Origin of the sequence: Pseudomonas koreensis (assembly GCF_024169245.1) — a bacterium.
GTDB classification, from domain to species: Bacteria; Pseudomonadota; Gammaproteobacteria; order Pseudomonadales; family Pseudomonadaceae; genus Aquipseudomonas; species Aquipseudomonas koreensis_F.
The window spans coordinates 1,765,696-1,784,282 of record NZ_JALJWP010000001.1 but is presented as its reverse complement, the minus strand read 5'-3'; the positions used below and the strand labels follow the sequence as shown (position 1 = coordinate 1,784,282).

Here is an 18,587-nt window from a genome sequence, read left to right as displayed (position 1 = left end):
GGACCATGCAAACTCGTGACGATATTTTCAACACCCTGCGCGATGCCCTGGTCGAGCTGTTCGAACTGGATCCGGCCCGTGTAAGCATGGACGCCAATCTGTATCAGGATCTGGAAATCGACAGCATCGATGCCGTCGACCTGATCGATCACATCAAACGCCAGACCGGCAAGAAGATCGCCGCCGAAGAATTCAAATCAGTGCGCACCGTCGGTGACGTGGTCGAGGCGGTGTTCCGTCTGGTTCAACCGGCCGCATGAGCCGCCTGATCGGCCTGGGCCTGCTGCTGGCCGGTCTGCTGTACCCCTTTGCGGTGTATTTCGGCATGGAGCATTTCGCCCCGTGGCAATTTGCGCTACTGCTGGGCAGCCTGTGGCTGGCGCGCGCCCTGACAGGCGAACGCAAACCCGGCAGCCTGTGGATGGCTTGCGTAGCGATCGGGTTCTGCCTGTTGCTGGCGGTGTTCGACAGCCCGCAATTGCTGCGCTGGTACCCGGTGCTGATCAGCGCGTTCATGCTGGTGCTGTTCGGCGTGAGCCTGAAATACGGCCCGCCAATGGTCGAGCGTCTGGCGCGCCTGCGCGAGCCGGAGCTGCCGGACATCGCCATTCGCTACACGCGCAAGGTCACGCTGGCCTGGAGCGTGTTTTTCTTCTGCAACGGTTTGTGCGCCGCCCTCCTCACCCTGTGGGCGCCGCTGGATTGGTGGATGTTGTACACCGGCCTGATCTCCTACGGATTGATCGGCCTGATGTTTGCCATTGAATGGCTGATACGACAACGGGTAAGAGGCCGTACATGAATTGGATGAAACTTGAGCAGCTGTTGCTCAAGGCGATGCCGGCACGGGCGATCTGCCAGGCGCCGGCACTGGATCACGCGCAACTGCAAGCGCAGGCCTTGAGCGTTGCCGCCGGCCTGCAAGCACGCGCAGTAAAAAGCCTGGCCGTGCATCTGGAAGATGCCGCCGACCTCGCCATCGCTCTGCTCGGTGCGTGGCGTGCCGGCGTCAGCGTGTTGCTGCCGGCGGATCTGCAAGCGCAGACGCGCCAGCGCTGGTCCCATGAAGTCGACCTGTGGCTGACCGATCAGCCGGGGGACGCACAGCTCGATGACTTCACCCAACCCGGATTACCAGGGGCCGAACTGGATCTCGATCAATGCCGACTGAGCCTGTGCACCTCCGGCTCCAGCGGCGAACCCAAGCGCATCGACAAGACCTTGCGCCAGTTGGCCAATGAAGTCGAAGCGCTGGAACAGCTGTGGGGCGCAGACCTCGGTGAGGCTTGCATCATCGGCAGTGTCGCCACGCAACACATCTATGGCCTGCTGTTTCGCGTGTTGTGGCCATTGTGCGCCGGGCGCCCGTTCGTGCGCCGGCAACTGGCGTTCTCCGAAGACTTGCAGCGCGCCAGCCGCGAACAGCCGGCGTTCGCCTGGGTCGCGAGCCCGGCGCTGCTCAAGCGCATGGGCGACAACCTCGACTGGCCGGCCCTGAGTGCCGTGCGCCGGGTGTTTTCTTCCGGTGGCGCGTTGCCGCTGGCGGCCGCGCAAAGTCTGCAACAGCGCTTGCAGCAATGGCCAACGGAAATTCTCGGCAGTTCGGAAACCGGCGGCATCGCCTGGCGCCAGGGCGAATCGTTGTGGCAGGCGTTCGCTGGCGTCGAGCTGAGCCAGGATAGCGACGGCGCCCTGCTGATCGCCTCGCCTTACCTGCCTGCCGGCCACGTCGAACACAGCGCCGACGCTGCGCGCATTGCCGCTGACGGTCGCTTCGAACTGCTGGGGCGGCTCGACCGAATCGTCAAACTGGAAGAAAAACGCATCTCGTTGCCGATGCTCGAACAGGCGCTGGTCGCTCATGACTGGGTCGCTGAAGCGCGCCTCGGTATCGTCCAGGAAAACCGCGCCTCGCTCGGTGCACTGCTGGTGCTCAGCGAATCTGGTCTGTTCGCCCTGCGCGAACACGGCCGCCGGGGTCTGACCGAAACCCTGCGCAAACATCTCAGCCAACATTGCGAAGCCCTCGCCCTGCCCCGGCGCTGGCGCCTGCTGCGGCAAATGCCATTGAACAGCCAGGGCAAACTGGCGCAAGCCGCTGTCGATGCGTTGCTACTGGCCGCGCGGCCGAAAGCTCCAGAAGTGCTCGAGCAAAGCGAAAGCGCTGGCGAGTGGAGCCTGCAACTCAGCGTACCGCCGGATCTGGCGTACTTCAGCGGGCACTTTCCCAAGGCGCCGGTTTTGCCCGGCGTGGTGCAGGTGGAGTGGGCGCTGAATCTGGGTCGGCAGTTGCTGAATCTGGACGGGGCATTTGCGGGAATGGAAGTGCTGAAGTTTCAGCAACTGGTGCGGCCCGGTGATGAAATCCAGCTGCACCTGCGTTTCGATGCCGAGCGCGGCAAGTTGTATTTCGCTTATCGCAACGACACGGCGACCTGCTCCAGCGGGCGGATTTTGTTGGGGCCTACCCATGCATAACCCCTGCGCCGTAATCCCGGTGTACAACCACGAAACCGCGATCACTACCGTGGTCGATGCCCTGCTCGCGCAAGGTCTGCCGTGCATTCTGGTGGACGACGCCAGCGAGCCGTCTTGCGCGCGGGTGCTCGATGCGCTGGCCCAGGGCGACAGGGTTTTTCTGGTGCGTCTCACGGCCAATCAGGGCAAGGGCGGCGCGGTGATGACCGGTCTGCGCGAAGCCTCGCGTCTGGGCTACAGCCATGCCTTGCAGGTCGATGCCGACGGCCAGCACGATTTGCACGACGTCGCGCGCTTCGTCGGCGAATCCCGCGCCCATCCCGAGGCGATGATCTGCGGCTATCCGCTGTTCGACGAGAGCGTGCCGAAAGGGCGTTTGTACGCGCGCTACCTGACCCACGTGATGGTGTGGATCAACACCCTTTCGCTGCAGATTCGCGACTCGATGTGCGGCTTCCGCGTTTATCCGCTGGCGCCGACCCTGGCGGTGATCGACTCGGCCAAGGTCGGCAAGCGCATGGATTTCGACTCGGACATTCTTGTGCGCCTAGCCTGGCGCAATCAGCCGATGCGCTGGTTGCAGACCAGCGTGCACTACCCGCTGGACGGCGTGTCGCACTTCCGCCTGTTCCACGACAACGCGCTGATTTCCAGCATGCACACGCGGCTGTTCTTCGGCATGTTGCTGCGTTGGCCGCTGATCCTCTGGCGGCGGTGGAAACCATGAGCGAAGAAGCCGACAAAAAGCACTGGGCCGACCGCGAAGAGCGCGGCAGTTTCCTGCTGATGAAATTCACCGCATTCGCCGCCAAAGTGCTTGGCCGGCGCCTGCTGAGTCCGTTGCTGTACGCCATCGTGCTGTATTTTTTCCTGTTCGGCCGCATCGCCCGGCGCAGTGCCTGGCAGTACCAGCAGCGTCTGGCCGAGTGGAGTCAGCGTGACGACCTGCGCCCGAGCCACTGGCGGGTGTTCGGCCAGTTCATGACATTTGCCGATTCGCTGCTCGACAAGCTCGATGTGTGGAACGGCAAACTGAGCATCGAGCAGATCGAGATCATCGACCCGGCGCTGCTGCGCAAGCAGTTGCGCGGCAGTCGCGGGCAACTGCTGGTCGGCGCGCATCTGGGCAATCTCGAAGTGTGCCGGGCGTTGGCGGAGATCGGCGAAAAGGTCACGATGAACGTGCTGGTGCACACCAAGCACGCCGAGCAGTTCAACCGCTTGCTTGGTGAGGCCGGGGCGACCAACCTGCGCCTGATCCAGGTCAGCGAACTCGACCCGGTGATCATGCTGCAACTGCACGAACGCCTGGAGCGCGGCGAATGGCTGGCGATCGCCGGCGACCGCGTGCCGCTGCACGGCGGGCGCAGTGTCACTGTGGATTTTCTCGGCCACCCGGCGCCGTTCCCGCAAGGCCCGTGGTTGCTGGCCGGTCTGCTCAAGTGCCCGGTCAATCTGCTGATGTGCCTCAAGCAACCCGACGGCCATTATCGCCTGACCCTCGAACCGTTCGCCGACGCGGTGGTGTGGACGCGCCGCGAGCGCGAGCAGGTCATTCATCAGTGGGCCACCCGCTACGCGCAGCGCCTGAGTCACTATTGCCTCGAAGCCCCGCAGCAATGGTTCAACTTTTACCCTTTCTGGAAAACCGATGACGACGCCAACCCATGAGCCGGTAACCTTCGGCGAACGCCCTTTGCGCATCGAAGACGTGCTGGCCCTGGCCAACCGTCAGGCGCCCGTGCAGTTGCAGGCTGACGCCGACTATCGCGAGCGCATCGCCAAGGGCGCGCGGTTTCTCGATTCGCTGCTGGACAAGGAAGGCGTGATCTACGGCGTCACCACTGGTTACGGCGATTCCTGCGTGGTCGCGGTGCCGCTGCATCATGTCGAGGCGCTACCGCGTCATCTCTATACTTTCCATGGTTGCGGCCTCGGCAAGCTGCTCGACGCGCAAGCCACCCGCGCGGTGCTGGCGGCGCGTTTGCAGTCGTTGTGTCACGGCGTCTCCGGGGTTCGGGTCGAGCTGCTGGAGCGTCTGCACGCGTTTCTTGAATACGACATCCTGCCGCTTATTCCCGAAGAAGGCTCTGTCGGCGCCAGCGGCGATCTGACGCCACTGTCCTACGTCGCCGCAACCCTGTCCGGCGAGCGCGAGGTGATGCTCCGTGGCGAACGTCGTCAGGCTGCCGACGTGCATCGCGAGCTCGGCTGGACACCGCTGGTGCTGCGTCCGAAAGAGGCGCTGGCGCTGATGAACGGCACAGCGGTGATGACCGGCCTCGCCTGCCTCGCTTTCGCTCGCGCCGATTACCTGCTGCAACTGGCCACGCGCATCACTGCGCTCAACGTCGTCGCGCTGCAAGGCAATCCGGAGCACTTCGACGAACGCCTGTTCGCCGCCAAACCGCATCCGGGGCAGATGCAGGTGGCCGCATGGCTGCGTAAGGATCTGGCGATCGACGCGCCGACTGCACCGCTGCATCGTCTGCAGGATCGTTACTCGCTGCGTTGCGCGCCGCATGTGCTCGGCGTGCTGGCCGACAGCCTGAACTGGCTGCGCGGCTTCATCGAAACCGAGCTGAACAGCGCCAACGACAACCCGATCATCGACGCCGAAGCCGAGCGGGTTTTGCACGGCGGGCACTTCTACGGCGGCCACATCGCCTTCGCCATGGACAGCCTGAAAAACCTTGTGGCCAACGTCGCCGATCTGCTCGATCGGCAACTGGCGCTGCTGGTCGACGAGCGCTACAACCACGGTTTGCCAAGCAACCTGTCCGGCGCGCCCGCCGATCGGGCGATGATCAATCACGGCTTCAAGGCGGTGCAGATCGGCACCAGTGCCTGGACCGCCGAAGCGCTGAAAAATACCATGCCGGCCAGCGTGTTCTCGCGCTCCACCGAGTGCCACAACCAGGACAAGGTGAGCATGGGCACCATCGCCGCCCGTGATGCGATTCGCGTGCTGGAGCTGACCGAGCAGGTCGCCGCCGCCACGCTGCTCGCCGCCAATCAGGGCGTGTGGCTGCGCGCTCAAGCCTTCGATGCGCGTCCGCTGCCGCCGGCACTGGCGGCGATGCACGCAGAGCTGGGCAAAGACTTCCCGCCGGTCATCGAAGACCGCGCGCTGGAAGGCGAACTGCGCCTGTGCCTGCAACGCATCGCCGCGCAACACTGGAGGCTGCATGCGTAGTGCCGGAGTGATTCACGCCGATACCGAGATTCTGGTGCCGTTTTTCGACGTCGACACCATGCATGTGGTCTGGCACGGCCATTACGTCAAATACCTCGAAGTGGCGCGCTGCGCGCTGCTGGACAAGATCGGCCACAACTACACGCAGATGGTCGAGTCCGGTTACGCCTGGCCGATCATCGACCTGCAACTGCGCTACGTGCGCAGCGCGGTGTTCGGCCAACGGCTGAACGTGCGCGCCAGCCTGGTCGAGTGGGAAAACCGCCTGAAGATCAATTACCTGATCACCGACCTGCAAAGCGGCGAACGCCTGACCCGCGCCAGCTCGGTGCAGGTCGCCGTGGAAGTCAGCAGCCGCGAGATGCAGCTGGCTTCACCGAAAGTCTTCACCGATGCCGTGGAAAGGATGCTGCGATGAATGTGTTTTTCAGAAGCCTTGGCGTGTTGACGCTGCTGGCCGTGTCGTCATGGGCCAATGCCTTCGACCTGCAACAACTCAGTGAACAACTGGCGAAACCGGACGTTATCCACGGCCAGTTCATTCAGGAAAAACACCTGCGCGCCCTGCCGCAGCCGCTGATCAGCAAGGGCAGTTTCGTCCTCGCCAAAAATCATGGCCTGCTGTGGCTATTGAAAACTCCGCTGCAACAGGATTATCGGATCACCGCCAAAGGCATCGCACGCCGCGACAACAACGGCTGGCAACTGCTGCCGAACAAGAGCGCCGGCGCCGAGCAGAACCGCCTGTTCCTCGCCGTGCTGCAAGGTGACAGCAGCGGTCTGCAGCGGGATTTCGAACTGGCCCTGAGCGGCACGGCGCAGCAGTGGCAACTGACCCTGACGCCGCGCTCGGTGCTGCTCAAGCAAGTGTTCAAGCAAATCAATATCGACGGTGGCGCCCTCGTGCAAGCAATCGAGCTGCTGGAAACCCAGGGCGACAGCACTCTGCTGCGCATGCAGGACAGCACCGCCGAGCAACCTCTGAGCGAAGCGGAGCAACATGACTTTGCCGAGTGAACGCAGGCTGCCCTGGCTGTTTCTGAGCCTGCTGCTGGCCGTCGTCGCGCTGGCTGCCTGGCAGTGGCGCGACGGTGCGCCGCTGTCGGCCAATCTCATGGAGCTGGTGCCCGGCACCAATCCCGACGCGCTGGAATTGCGTGCCGAGCAGCGTATGCAAGAACCGCTCAACCGCGAAATGCTGGTGCTGGTCGGCCATGCTGATCGCCAGCAAGCACTGGCCATGGCCCGGCAATTGGGCGAGCAATGGCGGGCCAGTGGTCTGTTCGAAACCGTGCAGTGGAACCTGCAAGCCGACTTGCCGGCGCTGCGCACGCAATTGCTGCAAGGGCGACTGGCGATGCTCTCGGCGGATGATCGGCAACTGCTCAGCGAACACCCCGAGGTTTTCGTCCAGCAGCGGGTGCAGGCGCTGTTCGACCCGTTCAACGGCTTTACCCTGGTGCCGAGTCAGGACGATTGGCTGGGCCTGACCGGGCGCATCCAGAACAGCCAGCCGAAACACGGCGCGGTGCAACTGGACATCGGCAGCGGCGCACTGGTCGCCGATGCCGACGGCAAGAGCTGGGTGATGCTGCGTGCGCGCACCACCGGCAACGCCTTCGACATGAACCTGCCGCTGCAGGTCGCGGATCTGCTCCAGCACAGCCGCGAACAGGCGGCGCAAAGCGACGTGCAGTTGCTCGCCGCCAGTGGCCTGCTCTACGCCGCCAACGGCCAGCAACAGGCCACCCGCGAAATGACCTGGGTCGGCGGTGGTGCCACGGTCGGCATTCTGCTGTTGCTGCTGTTGGCGTTTCGTCGCTGGCGCGTGCTGCTGGCCTTCGTTCCCGTGCTGGTGGGCATGCTGTTCGGCGCGGTGGCCTGCGTGGCGCTGTTCGGTCACATGCATGTGATGACGCTGGTGCTCGGTTCGAGCCTGATCGGCGTCGCCGTCGATTACCCGCTGCACTATTTGTCCAAAAGCTGGAGTCTCAAGCCCTGGCGCAGCTGGCCGGCCCTGCGCCTGACTTTGCCGGGGCTGACCCTGAGCCTGATCACCAGCGTCATCGGCTATCTGGCGCTGGCGTGGACACCGTTCCCGGCACTGACGCAGATCGCGGTGTTTTCGGCCGCCGGTTTGCTCGGTGCCTATCTATCGGCGGTCTGTCTGCTGCCGGCGTTGCTGAAAAATGTCGAACTGCGCCCGGCGCAATGGCCGCTGCGTCTGGCCCAACGCCTGATTCAGCTGCGTGAAGCGCTGCTCGGTTGCATAAGCACGCCCGCGCTGCTGGCCCTGCTGATCGCCTTCTGCGTTGGCGGCCTGATGCAGTTGCAGAGCAAAAACGACATCCGCCAATGGGTCGGGGCGCCGCAGCATCTGACCGACGAAGCGCAGACCATCGCGCGCATCACCGGTTTCCAACCGACCAGCCAGTTCTTCCTCATCCGCGCCGCCAATCAGGAGCAATTGCTTGAGCGCCAGGCGGCGCTGAGCGAGCGTCTGCAGCAACTGGTCAACCTGGACAAGCTGCAGGGCTTTCTGGCACTCGATCAACTGGTCAGCGCGCCGAGCCAGCAACAGCAAGTGCGCGAATCATTGAACAGGCTGCCATCGTTCTGGCAACCGCTGCTCGACCTCGGCGTGCCAGCGGCGGCTTTGCAAAACGAATTGCAGCAATTGCAGACCCTGCCCGCCGAAGACATCGACGCGGCGCTGGCCGGCCCGCTCGGCGAGCCGTATCGCACACTATGGCTCGGCCCGACGGAAGACGGCGTTGCGGCGATGACCAGCCTGCAAGGCTTGAACAATCCGTCGTTGCTGCGCGTGCAAGCGCTGGACTTGCCGGGGGTGGTGCTAGTTGATCGCCTCGGTGATCTGAACAAGGTGTTCGCCGCCACGCAGATCAGCGCTGCCGAATTGAAACTGGCCTCCTGTGTGCTGATCGTGCTGGTGCTGATCCTGCCGTTCGGCTTGACCGGCGCGCTGCGTATCGTCGCCCTGCCGCTGCTGGCGGCGCTGTGCAGTCTGGCCAGCCTCGGCTGGCTCGGGCAGCCGCTGACCCTGTTCAGCCTGTTCGGCCTGCTGCTGGTGACGGCGATCAGCGTCGACTACGCGATCCTCATGCGTGAGCAGGTTGGCGGCGCGGCGGTGAGCCTGCTCGGCACCCTGCTCGCGGCGCTGACAACGTGGTTGTCGTTCGGCCTGCTGGCGGTTTCCAGCACGCCTGCGGTGAGCAATTTCGGCCTGTCGGTAAGCCTCGGTCTGGCGTTCAGCTTCATGCTCGCGCCGTGGGCCGGGCGCCATGAAGCGGTTGCGGAGACAGCAGCATGATGGTTGTCGGCTTCTGGTTGCTGGCCCTGGCGCTGTTTGCCCTGGCGACCCGGCTAGGCCGCCGTTTCGGCCTGATCCCGATCGTCAGTCAGTTGCTGCTGGCGAGCTTCGGTTTGCCGCTGTTGATGTACTTCTGGATCGAGCCGGGCTGGCAGCTCGGTGGCGCACAATTGATCGCGCCGCACTGGCTGAAGAATCTTTACAGCCTGAGTTTCGCCTTGTTGCTCGGGCATATCCTCAGCGATGTGATCGACCTGCGTCTGGACCGCCAGAGTGTGAAAATCGCTGTGCCGAGTTTCGCTGTGCCGTTCGCTTGCGGGCTGGCGGTCGCGTACTGGTTGCTGCCGGCGCAGCCGTGGCTCAACTCGCTGGCCATCGGACTGGTGTTCGCGATTACCGCAATCCCGGTGTTGTACCTGTACTTGCGCCACATCGATTACCCGCCCGCCGCCACTCGTCGATTGGTGCAGACCGCCATCCTCATCGATCTGACCTGCTGGACGCTGTTCGGCCTCGCCCAGGGGAGCCTGCACCTCAGCAGCCTTTTACTGCCCGTGGCCATGGCCGGCGTGCCGCTGCTCTTGTATGTGCTGCGAGTGCGCCGTCCGTTGACTTACAGCCTCGGCTTCTTCGCCCTGCTGGTGCTGGCCGAGCATTACAAACTCAACGCGCTGATTTTCGGCATCGGCTATCTGCTGTGCATGGCGCTGCTGAAAGTGCCGTTGGTGCTGCCGCTGCCGGCGCGCTGGATGAGCCGTTTGCAAACGTGGATCGCGATCCCGCTGATCCTCACGTTCGGCATCGTTCAGATCGACGTGCACAGCGCCCTGGCCAGTCTTGGCGCCGGGCAATGGGCGGCGCTGCTGCTGTTGCCGATCGCCAGTAAACTGCTCGGCAACTGGCTCGGCCTCGGTTGGGCTGGCGCCTCGTTCGCTGGCGCCAGCCGCTGGCGCGAGAGCGTGCTGCTGAACATTCGCGGCCTGAGCGAAATCGTCTTTCTCAATCTGCTGTTGCAACAACAGCTCATCACTCCGGCGCTGTATTTCGCGCTGATGCTGATGGGCCTGATCGCGACGCTGCTGCCGGCCCTGATCGGCCTGCATCGCGCGCCCCTGAATCTGAACAGTCCTCTGCCCCGGAGCTCACGTGCCAATCGTTGAAATGGAATCCCGTCAGGTCGTGATCATCGGTGCCGGCCCGTCCGGCGCTATCGCCGCCGCCCTGCTCAAACGCAAGGGCCACGATGTGCTGGTGCTCGAGCGCCAACACTTCCCCCGTTTCTCCATTGGCGAGAGCCTGCTCAGCCACTGCCTGGATTTCGTCGAAGAAGCCGGCATGCTCGACGCCGTCAACGCCGCTGGTTTCCAGCGCAAGACCGGCGCGGCGTTTGCCTGGGGCGAGCGCTACAGCGCCTTCGATTTCAGCGACACCTTCACCGCCGGCAAGCCGACCACGTTCCAGGTGCAGCGCGCCGATTTCGACAAGTTGCTGGCCGATCAAGCGGCGCTGCAAGGCGCGGAGATCCGCTATGGCGATGCGATCGTCAGCGTCGATTTCGATCAGGCGAAACCACAACTCGAGGTGCGCCGCGAAGATGGCAGCGAGTACCGCGTGGAGGCCGATTTCGTGCTCGATGCCAGCGGCTACGGCCGCGTGTTGTCGCGCTTGCTCGACCTCGAAGCACCGTCGAATTTCCCGGTGCGTCAGGCGGTGTTCACCCATGTCGAAGATCACATCGACAACCCGGCGTTCGACCGCGAAAAGATCCTTGTCACCACCCATCCCGAGCATCGCGATGTGTGGTTCTGGACCATTCCGTTCAGCAACGGCCGCTGCTCGGTGGGCGTGGTGGCGGCCGAGGAGCATTTCCAGGGCCGCGACAGCGATCTCGATGCCTGCCTGCGCAGTTTCATCGCCGAAACGCCAAGCCTCGCCGGGGTTCTGAACAACGCGGTCTGGGACACTCCGGCGCGCACCCTTGGCGGTTACGCGGCCAACGTGAAAACCCTGCACGGCCCGGGCTTCGCGCTGCTGGGCAACGCCGCAGAATTCCTCGATCCGGTGTTTTCCTCCGGCGTGACCATCGCCATGCGTTCGGCGAGCATGGCCGCCGGCGTGCTGCATCGTCAGTTGCAGGGTGAAACGGTCGACTGGCAACGGGAATTTGCCGAACCGCTGAAACGCGGCGTCGACACCTTTCGCTGCTACGTCGAAGGCTGGTACGCCGGCACCTTCCAGGACGTGATTTTCTACGAGGACGGCCAGGCGGACATTCGCCGGATGATCTGCTCGATCCTCGCCGGCTACGCCTGGGACGAGCGCAACCCGTTCGTCAGCGAAGCGCGGCGCCGGCTTAAGATGATTTCCGAACTCTGCGCGCAGGACAACCCATGAATTACCTGAGCGACAGTTACGTCGAGGAAACCCGCTTCGGCTTCTGGTTCCTGCGCAGCCACACCTGGCAGCACCACGTGCTGCGCGTGGCGATCAACGATTTGCGTGGATTATTCAGTGAAGCGCTGCCGGAACACCCGGTGCTGCTGGACGCCGGTTGCGGTCAGGGCAAGTCGTTCGGTCACCTGCGCCAGACCTTTGCCCCGCAGCGCCTGATCGGCGTCGACGCCGACCCGCGCAGTTTGCAGCTCAGCGCCGAAGAGGCCGCGCGCCTGGGCCTGCCAGTCGAGTTGATCGGCAGCGATTGCGCTACGCTCCAGATCGCCGATGCTAGTGTCGATCTGCTGTTCTGTCACCAGACCTTCCACCACTTGGTCGAGCAGGAAAAGGCCTTGGCCGAGTTCTATCGCGTGCTCAAGCCGGGCGGCTATCTGCTGTTCGCCGAGTCCACCGAGGCTTACATTGATACCTGGGTGATTCGCTGGCTGTTCCGCCATCCGATGCACGTACAGAAGAGCGCCGCCGGGTATCTGCAGATGATCCGCGAGCAGGGTTTCGAGTTTGCCGAGCGTAATGTGTCCTATCCGTATCTGTGGTGGAGCCGGTCGAAGGACTTTGGCTTGCTGGAGAGGTTGGGGTTGAGCAAACCCAAGCCATTCGGCGAGCGGGAAGAGACGCTGGTGAATGTCGTCGCGCGCAAGCCGCTTGCAGGTGCTATCTGATGCAACGCATAACCTGTAGGAGTGAGCCTGCTCGCGATAGCGGTGGGTCAGCCAATGACTATTTTGAATGCATGACCGCTATCGCGAGCAGGCTCACTCCTACAAAGGTTGTGGCATGTCTGATGATGGTGTTCTGCGCCCTGTTGCTCAGCGCCTGCGCCAGCCAGCCACCGCTGCCAGCGGCCAACCCTACACTGCCTCTGCCACTGCAACTGCACATCGAGCGCGAGCAAGCCGGGCAGCGTCAGGACTGGCTGCTGGTGATCCAGCGCGAAGGCGCCGGCACGCGTTGGTCGATGATGGATCCGCTGGGCATTCCCCAGGCGCGTCAGCAACTGATCGACGGGCATTGGCAGGCCGACGGTCTGCTACCGCCCAATCCCGAGGCGCGGGAGTTGTTCGCCGCATTGCTGTTTGCCCTGACGCCGTCTGCCGAGCTGCTGCGCAATTATCCCGACGCCCGGCAACAGGCCGATCAGCGTTCACTGCCGGCGCGCTGGGACATCCGTTATTCACAACCGTTGAGCTTCGAATTGAATCTGCCTCAAGGCCCGCACTACCGCGTTTCCCAGTTAGGTGAATCGACGCCATGACCGCTTACCTGAATGCCCTCGGCGTGATCTGCGCCCTGGGCCGCGACAAGTCTGAAGTCGCGCGCAATCTGTTTGCCGGCGACTGTTCGGGAATGCGCCGCGAGTCCGGCTGGGTCGCTGAACGTGAGCTGCCCGTCGCCGGCGTGCACGGCGTACTGGCGGCAATCCCTGCCGACCTGATCGAGCACAGCAGCCGTAACAACCAACTGCTGCTGGAAGCCGCCCTGCAGATCCGTGACGACATCGACCGCGCGATCCAGACCTATGGCCGTGAACGCATCGGCGTGGTGCTCGGCACCAGCACGTCGGGCATCGACGAGGCCAGCCGTGGTCTGGCGCATTACATCCGCGAGCAAGAGTTTCCCCGCGAGTATGACTATCGCCAGCAGGAACTCGGCGCTCCGGCAAATTTGCTCGCCGAGTGGCTGCAACTGAGCGGCCCGGCCTACGTGATTTCCACTGCTTGCACTTCCAGCGCCCGCGCTTTGATGAGTGCCCAGCGTCTGCTCGATCTGGGCTTGTGCGATGCGGTGCTGTGCGGCGGCGTCGACAGTCTGTGCAAGCTCACCCTGAACGGTTTTTCTTCGCTGGAAGCCGTTTCAGATGAACGCTGCAATCCTTTTTCAGCCAACCGCAACGGCATCAATATCGGCGAAGCAGCGGTGCTGTTCGTGATGAGCAAACGGCGCAACGACGGCCCGGGCATCGCCTTGCTCGGCGCCGGTGCCAGCTCGGACGCGCACCATATTTCCGCGCCAGAGCCGAGCGGTCGCGGCGCCCTGCAAGCGATGCAAAAAGCCCTTGGCCGCGCCGCTCTGCAAGCCGCGCAAATCAACTACCTGAACCTGCACGGCACCGCCACCCAGCACAACGACGCGATGGAAAGTCTGGCGGTCGCGGCGCTGTTTCCCCAAGGCGTCGCCTGCTCGTCAACCAAGCCGCTGACCGGCCACACCCTCGGCGCGGCTGGCGCGCTGGAGGCGGCGTTCTGCTGGCTGAGCCTGAGCGCCGACAACCCTGAGCAGGCGTTGCCGCCGCACATCTGGGACGGCCAGGCCGATCCCGCGCTACCGCCACTCAAGTGGGTGACCGCGAGCGAGCGCCTGACGTCCATTGCACCGCGCTACCTGATGAGCAACTCGTTTGCCTTCGGCGGCAACAATGTCAGCCTGATAATCGGAGACGCTCCATGAGCCACTGGCCGCTCGCCGAACTGCTGCCGCATGCCGGCGACATGATTCTGATCGACGCGATCGAGCGCTTCGACGATGAGCAGATTTTCACCCGCCTCACGGTCAAGCCCGACGGTCTGTTCAACCTGCCCGACGGCAGCCTGCCGGCCTGGGTCGGCGTCGAGCTGATGGCGCAGAGCGTCGCCGCTTTCGCCGGTTGCCACGCACGGCAGAAAGGCAATCCGGTGGCGCTGGGCTTTCTCCTCGGCACGCGCAAGTTCGAGTGCAACGTCGACACGTTTCCTGCGGGCAGCGAGTTGACCATCCATGGCCTGCGCTCACTGGAAGACGATAACGGCATGGGCGTATTCGAGTGCCATATCCACGGTGACGGCATTCATGCCAGCGCTCGCCTGAACGTGTACCGTCCGCCGCAAGCCAACCACTATCTGCAACAGACAAAGGAGTCGCACGATGACTGAATCCGTACTGGTCACCGGCTCCAGCCGTGGCATCGGCCGCGCCATTGCCTTGCGTCTGGCGCAGGCCGGGTACGATATCGTCCTGCATTGCCGCAGCGGCATGACCGAAGCCCAAGCGGTGCAGGCGGAAATCGAAGCGCTGGGCCGCCGTGCGCGCATCCTGCAATTCGACGTCGCCGACCGCGAAACCTGCAAAAGCATTCTCGAAGCCGACGTCGAAAACCACGGAGCCTATTACGGCGTGGTACTTAACGCCGGGCTGACCCGCGACGGCGCGTTTCCAGCCCTGAGCGATGACGATTGGGACGTGGTCCTGCGCACCAATCTCGACGGCTTCTACAACGTTTTGCACCCGGTGATGATGCCGATGATCCGTCGTCGCGCCGCCGGACGCATTGTCTGCATCACCTCGGTGTCGGGCCTGATCGGCAACCGTGGCCAGGTCAATTACAGCGCGTCGAAGGCCGGCGTGATCGGCGCGGCAAAGGCGTTGGCGATCGAGCTGGGCAAGCGCAAAATCACCGTTAACTGCGTCGCCCCGGGCCTGATCGACACGGCCATGCTCGACGAAAACGTACCGGTGGAAGAACTGATGAAAATGATCCCCGCGCAACGCATGGGCAGCCCTGAAGAAGTGGCCGCTGCGGTGAATTTCCTGATCTCGGCGGAAGCCTCGTACATCACCCGCCAGGTCCTGGCGGTCAACGGAGGCCTGTGCTGATGAAGCGCGTCGTCGTCACCGGCATGGCCGGCATCACCTCGCTGGGCAGCGACTGGCAGACCATCGCCGGCAACTTCGCGGCCAACCGCAGCGGCATTCGCCGCATGGACGAGTGGGATCGTTTCACTGAGCTCAACACGCGTCTGGCCGGCCCCATCGATGACTTTGTCGTGCCGTCGCACTGGACCCGCAAGCAATTGCGCAGCATGGGCCGGGTCTCGCGACTGGCAGTCGGGGCGGCGGAACAAGCCCTGGCCGACGCTGGCCTGCTCGGCGACGAATCGATCAAGGACGGGCGCATGGGCGTTGCCTGCGGCTCGTCCACCGGCAGCACTGACGAGATCAAGGCTTTCGGCAACATGCTGCTCAACTCGGTGGCCGAGGGGCTGAATGCCAACTCGTATGTACGGATGATGCCGCACACCACCGCCGCCAATATCAGCATCTTCTTTGGCCTCACCGGACGCCTGATTCCGACCTCCAGCGCCTGCACCAGCGGCAGTCAGGGCATCGGTTACGCCTACGAGGCGATCAAGTTCGGCCGTTTGCCGCTGATGCTCGCTGGCGGCGCCGAAGAACTGTGCCCGACCGAAGCCATGGTGTTCGACGCGCTCTACGCCACCAGCCTGAAAAACGATGCACCGCAGACCAGCCCACGCCCGTACGACAAGGGCCGCGATGGCCTGGTGATCGGCGAAGGTGGCGGCATGCTGGTGCTTGAGGAGCTGGAACACGCCCTCGCTCGTGGCGCACACATCCACGCTGAAATCGTCGGTTTCGGCAGCAACGCCGACGGTCAGCACACCACCCGCCCGGAACAGGTGACCATGCGTCGCGCCATGGAGCTGGCGCTGGAAGACGCTGGCCTGGCACCGGATGCCATCGGTTATGTAAATGGTCACGGCACGGCTACAGAACAGGGCGACATTGCCGAAACAATGGCGACCAGTAGTTTGTTCGGTGAGCGCATGCCGATCAGCTCGCAGAAAAGTTTCCTCGGCCACACGCTCGGTGCCTGCGGCGCGCTGGAGTCGTGGTTCAGCATCGAGATGATGAACCGCGACCTGTACGTGCACACGTTCAACCTCGACGAGATCGACCCGCACTGCGGCAAGCTCGATTACCTGCGCGGCGAATTCCGCCAGATGCATCACGACTATGTGATGAACAACAATTTCGCTTTTGGTGGCGTCAACACCTCGTTGATTTTCCGCCGCTGGCACTGACCGCAACACCTTAGGAGTGAAGGGAATGACTCAGTTTCACCGCATCGCCGCTCTGTTGGCACTGGCTTTTGTGCTCGGCGGTTGCACCAGCAAACCGGTTTACAACGCCAAGGAAGAGTTCTCACCCAACCTCGGCTTTACCCAGCAGCAGATGAGCCGCGCCATTGTCACCGCGCTCAACGACCGCCAATGGGTCGTGCAATCGGTGCGTCCGGGCATGATCAAAGCGGCGATCACCGTACGCGGTCGCCATCACGCCGAAGTCGATATTCCGTTTACCCCGACTTCGTTTGAGATCGACTACCGCAGCAGCTACGGCCTCGACGCCAGGGATGGCAAGATACACGGCAACTACAACCGCTGGGTCAACCGCCTGCGCGACAATGTGCTCAAGGAGCTGTCGATCAACCCGGACATCGAATTCGTCAACGATCTGGGCATCGTCAAACAAGGCGCGGACGAGCCGACCTACCTGAGCTTCCGCGAAGGCGTCAAACGCGCCACAGACGCCGGCCTGCTCGACGGCAGCGTGAAGTTCTACCTGGCCGGCGAAACCCTGCCAAAACAGGTGCGCAAACTCGACACCGTGAGCAGCAGCCGCAAGACCAACGGCTCGAACAAGTCCGACGAAGACGCCTGTTTCTGGGCCCTGCAATCGGCCTTGGCAACCTTGCAGAACGCAGCGAAAAAAGCCGACGCCAATGCCGTGATCAACATCGCCAGCGTCGACCAGCGCGACCTGTACAAAGACACCGAGAAATTCCAGTGCCGTGCCGGGATGGTAGTGTCGAGCGTGGCGTTGCGTGGTGATTTGGCGCACGTGGATTGAATAATTGACTAACTAGAACGTGTACAAAGCAATTTGTCCCGTCTAAAAGCGAATGCCCCGACTTTTCGGGGCATTCGCTTTTCTGCGATCTGAAAAAACAAGGAGCTTGTCAGCGCCATCAACTGTTGCCCTCCCAGCGCTGGCGTTGATGGGGTTCCGATCAAGCTGACCTCACTTTCTGAAGTAATGAACCGGGCGCTGATCGATATTGCCTCATTGCGTGCCTAGTCAATCATTCGACTTACGTCTAGAAACTCGCTTATGCCAAAACCCACCAAAGCAAGCGGAATTATAAAAAATATATTCTAAAAAACTGTCAAGGTTGACAGGTGTAAAAAAAACCCTGCCGGCCTATTTTAAATTTTCGGGACGCATCACCCACAACAAATCCCGACAAACTAATTGGAGTCATCGGAAATGAATATACAAAACAAAGCCCAACTTAAGGATTGCCTGGTAGAAATGATGGAAACAGCTACAAGCAACTTTAACACTGCCAATCAAACAGTTGAAAAAAAGGTAACATACAGCTTCGATCTGGAAGCCCGGAATCCGGCCCGGAAACATGAGCTCTTCCCCTTTCCAGATCATCCCTTGTTGACAATCAGAGTAACCGCCTATGGTTCTTCGGCCCCAATATCTCTCGACAAGTATATTGAGGAATTCTGTTATGAAGACACTCATTCATCAATGCTTGAAACTGAATATGAAGTCGAAACAACTCACAACCTTACCACAATGAGATGCAAGATATTTATAAGCGAACAACTGACTGAGACACAACCAGGGTTTTCAATCGGATCTATCGCGCACTTCCCGAAACATTAACTCCAAAATCGAAGTTTCCATACGGATTAAGCTGGCGAGGCAAGCCGAGCGATATTCATAATTCTCGTCAAACTGTTGCTACGAGTCGTCGGTAAATTCGACGTTGTAGATTGATCAGCAAGTTTCATCGTCTGTCGCGTTGCAGCTAGGGTTTGTGCGGTTACCTTAGCCGGCATTGTTTAAACGTACGGCTGCCGTTTCTGCGCTCTTCGCGAGCAGGCCCGCTCCCACAGTTGAAGGCGGTCTAATGTGGGAGAGATTTTGCTCGCGAAGGGTCGTCAGCCTTCACAAAGATTCAGCCCTGCGCATAAGCAATTCGACAAACGCCTTGGCCATCGGCGATCGATGAAGCACGCTGAACATGCTGATGTTCCTTTAGGTCCTTCAATAGCATTCAGCTCGCGTACCGAAACCACATCGAAATTGTCGGTGTATCCGCGTCTGAAGCGCCCCATAGCGAATAACGAATAACGAATAACGAATAACGAATAACGAATAACGAATAACGAATAACGAATCTGACTCCTCATCAAGTTATAACGACCGCGATGAATTTTCCAGACAGCTAGTGCGAACGGGTCTAAAGGACTGTCATTTCTGACAGGTGTAATGACA

At 62.0% G+C, this 18,587-nt stretch carries 19 protein-coding genes; all 19 read left to right on the top strand.

Features of this window, described 5'->3' with window-relative positions; translation table 11 throughout:
* The first annotated feature begins 5 nt into the window (after positions 1-5).
* The 19 genes from J2Y90_RS08175 (at position 6) to J2Y90_RS08085 (ending at position 17,972) form a co-directional block, all read left to right on the top strand.
* Entirely contained in the window at positions 6-260 is a 255-nt protein-coding gene (locus J2Y90_RS08175) for an acyl carrier protein (RefSeq protein WP_016772026.1), read from the top strand.
* On the top strand, positions 257-802 hold the full coding sequence (locus J2Y90_RS08170; RefSeq protein ID WP_253498310.1) for a hypothetical protein: 546 nt from the start codon (positions 257-259) through the stop codon (positions 800-802). The genes J2Y90_RS08175 and J2Y90_RS08170 overlap by 4 nt, the downstream gene beginning before the upstream one ends.
* A complete protein-coding gene (locus J2Y90_RS08165) occupies positions 799-2,478 on the top strand; it encodes an acyl-CoA synthetase family protein (protein WP_253498308.1) in 1,680 nt (559 codons plus the stop codon). Before J2Y90_RS08170 ends, J2Y90_RS08165 begins: the two co-directional genes overlap by 4 nt.
* On the top strand, positions 2,471-3,205 hold the full coding sequence (locus J2Y90_RS08160) for a glycosyltransferase family 2 protein (protein ID WP_253498305.1): 735 nt from the start codon (positions 2,471-2,473) through the stop codon (positions 3,203-3,205). Before J2Y90_RS08165 ends, J2Y90_RS08160 begins: the two co-directional genes overlap by 8 nt.
* The gene (locus tag J2Y90_RS08155; protein WP_253498302.1) at positions 3,202-4,149 is read left to right on the top strand and encodes an LpxL/LpxP family acyltransferase; all 948 of its coding nucleotides are present in this window, start codon (positions 3,202-3,204) and stop codon (positions 4,147-4,149) included. The genes J2Y90_RS08160 and J2Y90_RS08155 overlap by 4 nt, the downstream gene beginning before the upstream one ends.
* Entirely contained in the window at positions 4,130-5,674 is a 1,545-nt protein-coding gene (locus tag J2Y90_RS08150; protein ID WP_253498299.1) for an HAL/PAL/TAL family ammonia-lyase, read from the top strand. The genes J2Y90_RS08155 and J2Y90_RS08150 overlap by 20 nt, the downstream gene beginning before the upstream one ends.
* The gene (locus J2Y90_RS08145) at positions 5,667-6,092 is read left to right on the top strand and encodes an acyl-CoA thioesterase (protein ID WP_253498296.1); all 426 of its coding nucleotides are present in this window, start codon (positions 5,667-5,669) and stop codon (positions 6,090-6,092) included. Before J2Y90_RS08150 ends, J2Y90_RS08145 begins: the two co-directional genes overlap by 8 nt.
* Positions 6,089-6,691, top strand: coding sequence for an outer membrane lipoprotein carrier protein LolA (locus tag J2Y90_RS08140; RefSeq protein ID WP_253498294.1), 603 nt, complete (start codon positions 6,089-6,091; stop codon positions 6,689-6,691). The genes J2Y90_RS08145 and J2Y90_RS08140 overlap by 4 nt, the downstream gene beginning before the upstream one ends.
* Positions 6,675-9,005 carry an MMPL family transporter gene (locus J2Y90_RS08135; protein WP_253498291.1) on the top strand — a complete coding sequence of 777 codons (2,331 nt, stop codon included), beginning with the start codon at positions 6,675-6,677 and terminating at the stop codon, positions 9,003-9,005. Before J2Y90_RS08140 ends, J2Y90_RS08135 begins: the two co-directional genes overlap by 17 nt.
* Positions 9,002-10,165: a sodium:proton antiporter gene (locus J2Y90_RS08130; RefSeq protein ID WP_253498289.1), complete on the top strand. Its 1,164-nt coding sequence runs from the start codon at positions 9,002-9,004 to the stop codon at positions 10,163-10,165. Before J2Y90_RS08135 ends, J2Y90_RS08130 begins: the two co-directional genes overlap by 4 nt.
* The gene (locus tag J2Y90_RS08125; protein WP_253498286.1) at positions 10,152-11,399 is read left to right on the top strand and encodes an NAD(P)/FAD-dependent oxidoreductase; all 1,248 of its coding nucleotides are present in this window, start codon (positions 10,152-10,154) and stop codon (positions 11,397-11,399) included. Before J2Y90_RS08130 ends, J2Y90_RS08125 begins: the two co-directional genes overlap by 14 nt.
* Positions 11,396-12,121 (top strand): class I SAM-dependent methyltransferase, encoded by a 726-nt coding sequence (locus J2Y90_RS08120; RefSeq protein WP_253498283.1) that lies wholly within the window; start codon positions 11,396-11,398, stop codon positions 12,119-12,121. Before J2Y90_RS08125 ends, J2Y90_RS08120 begins: the two co-directional genes overlap by 4 nt.
* Positions 12,121-12,714 carry a hypothetical protein gene (locus J2Y90_RS08115; RefSeq protein WP_253498280.1) on the top strand — a complete coding sequence of 198 codons (594 nt, stop codon included), beginning with the start codon at positions 12,121-12,123 and terminating at the stop codon, positions 12,712-12,714. Before J2Y90_RS08120 ends, J2Y90_RS08115 begins: the two co-directional genes overlap by 1 nt.
* On the top strand, positions 12,711-13,907 hold the full coding sequence (locus J2Y90_RS08110) for a beta-ketoacyl-[acyl-carrier-protein] synthase family protein (RefSeq protein WP_253498277.1): 1,197 nt from the start codon (positions 12,711-12,713) through the stop codon (positions 13,905-13,907). The genes J2Y90_RS08115 and J2Y90_RS08110 overlap by 4 nt, the downstream gene beginning before the upstream one ends.
* Positions 13,904-14,368, top strand: a complete 465-nt coding sequence (locus J2Y90_RS08105; RefSeq protein ID WP_253498273.1) for a hotdog family protein — start codon at positions 13,904-13,906, stop codon at positions 14,366-14,368. The genes J2Y90_RS08110 and J2Y90_RS08105 overlap by 4 nt, the downstream gene beginning before the upstream one ends.
* Positions 14,361-15,089 (top strand): 3-oxoacyl-ACP reductase FabG, encoded by a 729-nt coding sequence (gene fabG / locus J2Y90_RS08100; protein WP_253498270.1) that lies wholly within the window; start codon positions 14,361-14,363, stop codon positions 15,087-15,089. Before J2Y90_RS08105 ends, fabG begins: the two co-directional genes overlap by 8 nt.
* Positions 15,089-16,315: a beta-ketoacyl-ACP synthase gene (locus J2Y90_RS08095; protein ID WP_253498267.1), complete on the top strand. Its 1,227-nt coding sequence runs from the start codon at positions 15,089-15,091 to the stop codon at positions 16,313-16,315. The genes fabG and J2Y90_RS08095 overlap by 1 nt, the downstream gene beginning before the upstream one ends.
* Before the next feature lie 25 nt (positions 16,316-16,340).
* Positions 16,341-17,144: a hypothetical protein gene (locus J2Y90_RS08090; protein ID WP_253498264.1), complete on the top strand. Its 804-nt coding sequence runs from the start codon at positions 16,341-16,343 to the stop codon at positions 17,142-17,144.
* A gap of 417 nt (positions 17,145-17,561) precedes the next feature.
* Positions 17,562-17,972 carry a hypothetical protein gene (locus J2Y90_RS08085; RefSeq protein WP_253498261.1) on the top strand — a complete coding sequence of 137 codons (411 nt, stop codon included), beginning with the start codon at positions 17,562-17,564 and terminating at the stop codon, positions 17,970-17,972.
* The last annotated feature ends 615 nt before the right edge of the window (positions 17,973-18,587 follow it).

Bases quoted from the DNA above. Each gene is read 5' to 3' on its own strand.
- J2Y90_RS08175 (WP_016772026.1), top strand. From the start codon at position 6: ATGCAAACTCGTGACGATATTTTCAACACCCTGCGCGATGCCCTGGTC.
- fabG (WP_253498270.1), top strand. From the start codon at position 14,361: ATGACTGAATCCGTACTGGTCACCGGCTCCAGCCGTGGCATCGGCCGC.
- J2Y90_RS08145 (WP_253498296.1), top strand. From the start codon at position 5,667: ATGCGTAGTGCCGGAGTGATTCACGCCGATACCGAGATTCTGGTGCCG.
- J2Y90_RS08085 (WP_253498261.1), top strand. From the start codon at position 17,562: ATGAATATACAAAACAAAGCCCAACTTAAGGATTGCCTGGTAGAAATG.
- J2Y90_RS08135 (WP_253498291.1), top strand. From the start codon at position 6,675: ATGACTTTGCCGAGTGAACGCAGGCTGCCCTGGCTGTTTCTGAGCCTG.
- J2Y90_RS08140 (WP_253498294.1), top strand. From the start codon at position 6,089: ATGAATGTGTTTTTCAGAAGCCTTGGCGTGTTGACGCTGCTGGCCGTG.
- J2Y90_RS08160 (WP_253498305.1), top strand. From the start codon at position 2,471: ATGCATAACCCCTGCGCCGTAATCCCGGTGTACAACCACGAAACCGCG.
- J2Y90_RS08105 (WP_253498273.1), top strand. From the start codon at position 13,904: ATGAGCCACTGGCCGCTCGCCGAACTGCTGCCGCATGCCGGCGACATG.
- J2Y90_RS08095 (WP_253498267.1), top strand. From the start codon at position 15,089: ATGAAGCGCGTCGTCGTCACCGGCATGGCCGGCATCACCTCGCTGGGC.
- J2Y90_RS08115 (WP_253498280.1), top strand. From the start codon at position 12,121: ATGCAACGCATAACCTGTAGGAGTGAGCCTGCTCGCGATAGCGGTGGG.
- J2Y90_RS08110 (WP_253498277.1), top strand. From the start codon at position 12,711: ATGACCGCTTACCTGAATGCCCTCGGCGTGATCTGCGCCCTGGGCCGC.
- J2Y90_RS08090 (WP_253498264.1), top strand. From the start codon at position 16,341: ATGACTCAGTTTCACCGCATCGCCGCTCTGTTGGCACTGGCTTTTGTG.
- J2Y90_RS08170 (WP_253498310.1), top strand. From the start codon at position 257: ATGAGCCGCCTGATCGGCCTGGGCCTGCTGCTGGCCGGTCTGCTGTAC.
- J2Y90_RS08165 (WP_253498308.1), top strand. From the start codon at position 799: ATGAATTGGATGAAACTTGAGCAGCTGTTGCTCAAGGCGATGCCGGCA.
- J2Y90_RS08130 (WP_253498289.1), top strand. From the start codon at position 9,002: ATGATGGTTGTCGGCTTCTGGTTGCTGGCCCTGGCGCTGTTTGCCCTG.
- J2Y90_RS08155 (WP_253498302.1), top strand. From the start codon at position 3,202: ATGAGCGAAGAAGCCGACAAAAAGCACTGGGCCGACCGCGAAGAGCGC.
- J2Y90_RS08120 (WP_253498283.1), top strand. From the start codon at position 11,396: ATGAATTACCTGAGCGACAGTTACGTCGAGGAAACCCGCTTCGGCTTC.
- J2Y90_RS08150 (WP_253498299.1), top strand. From the start codon at position 4,130: ATGACGACGCCAACCCATGAGCCGGTAACCTTCGGCGAACGCCCTTTG.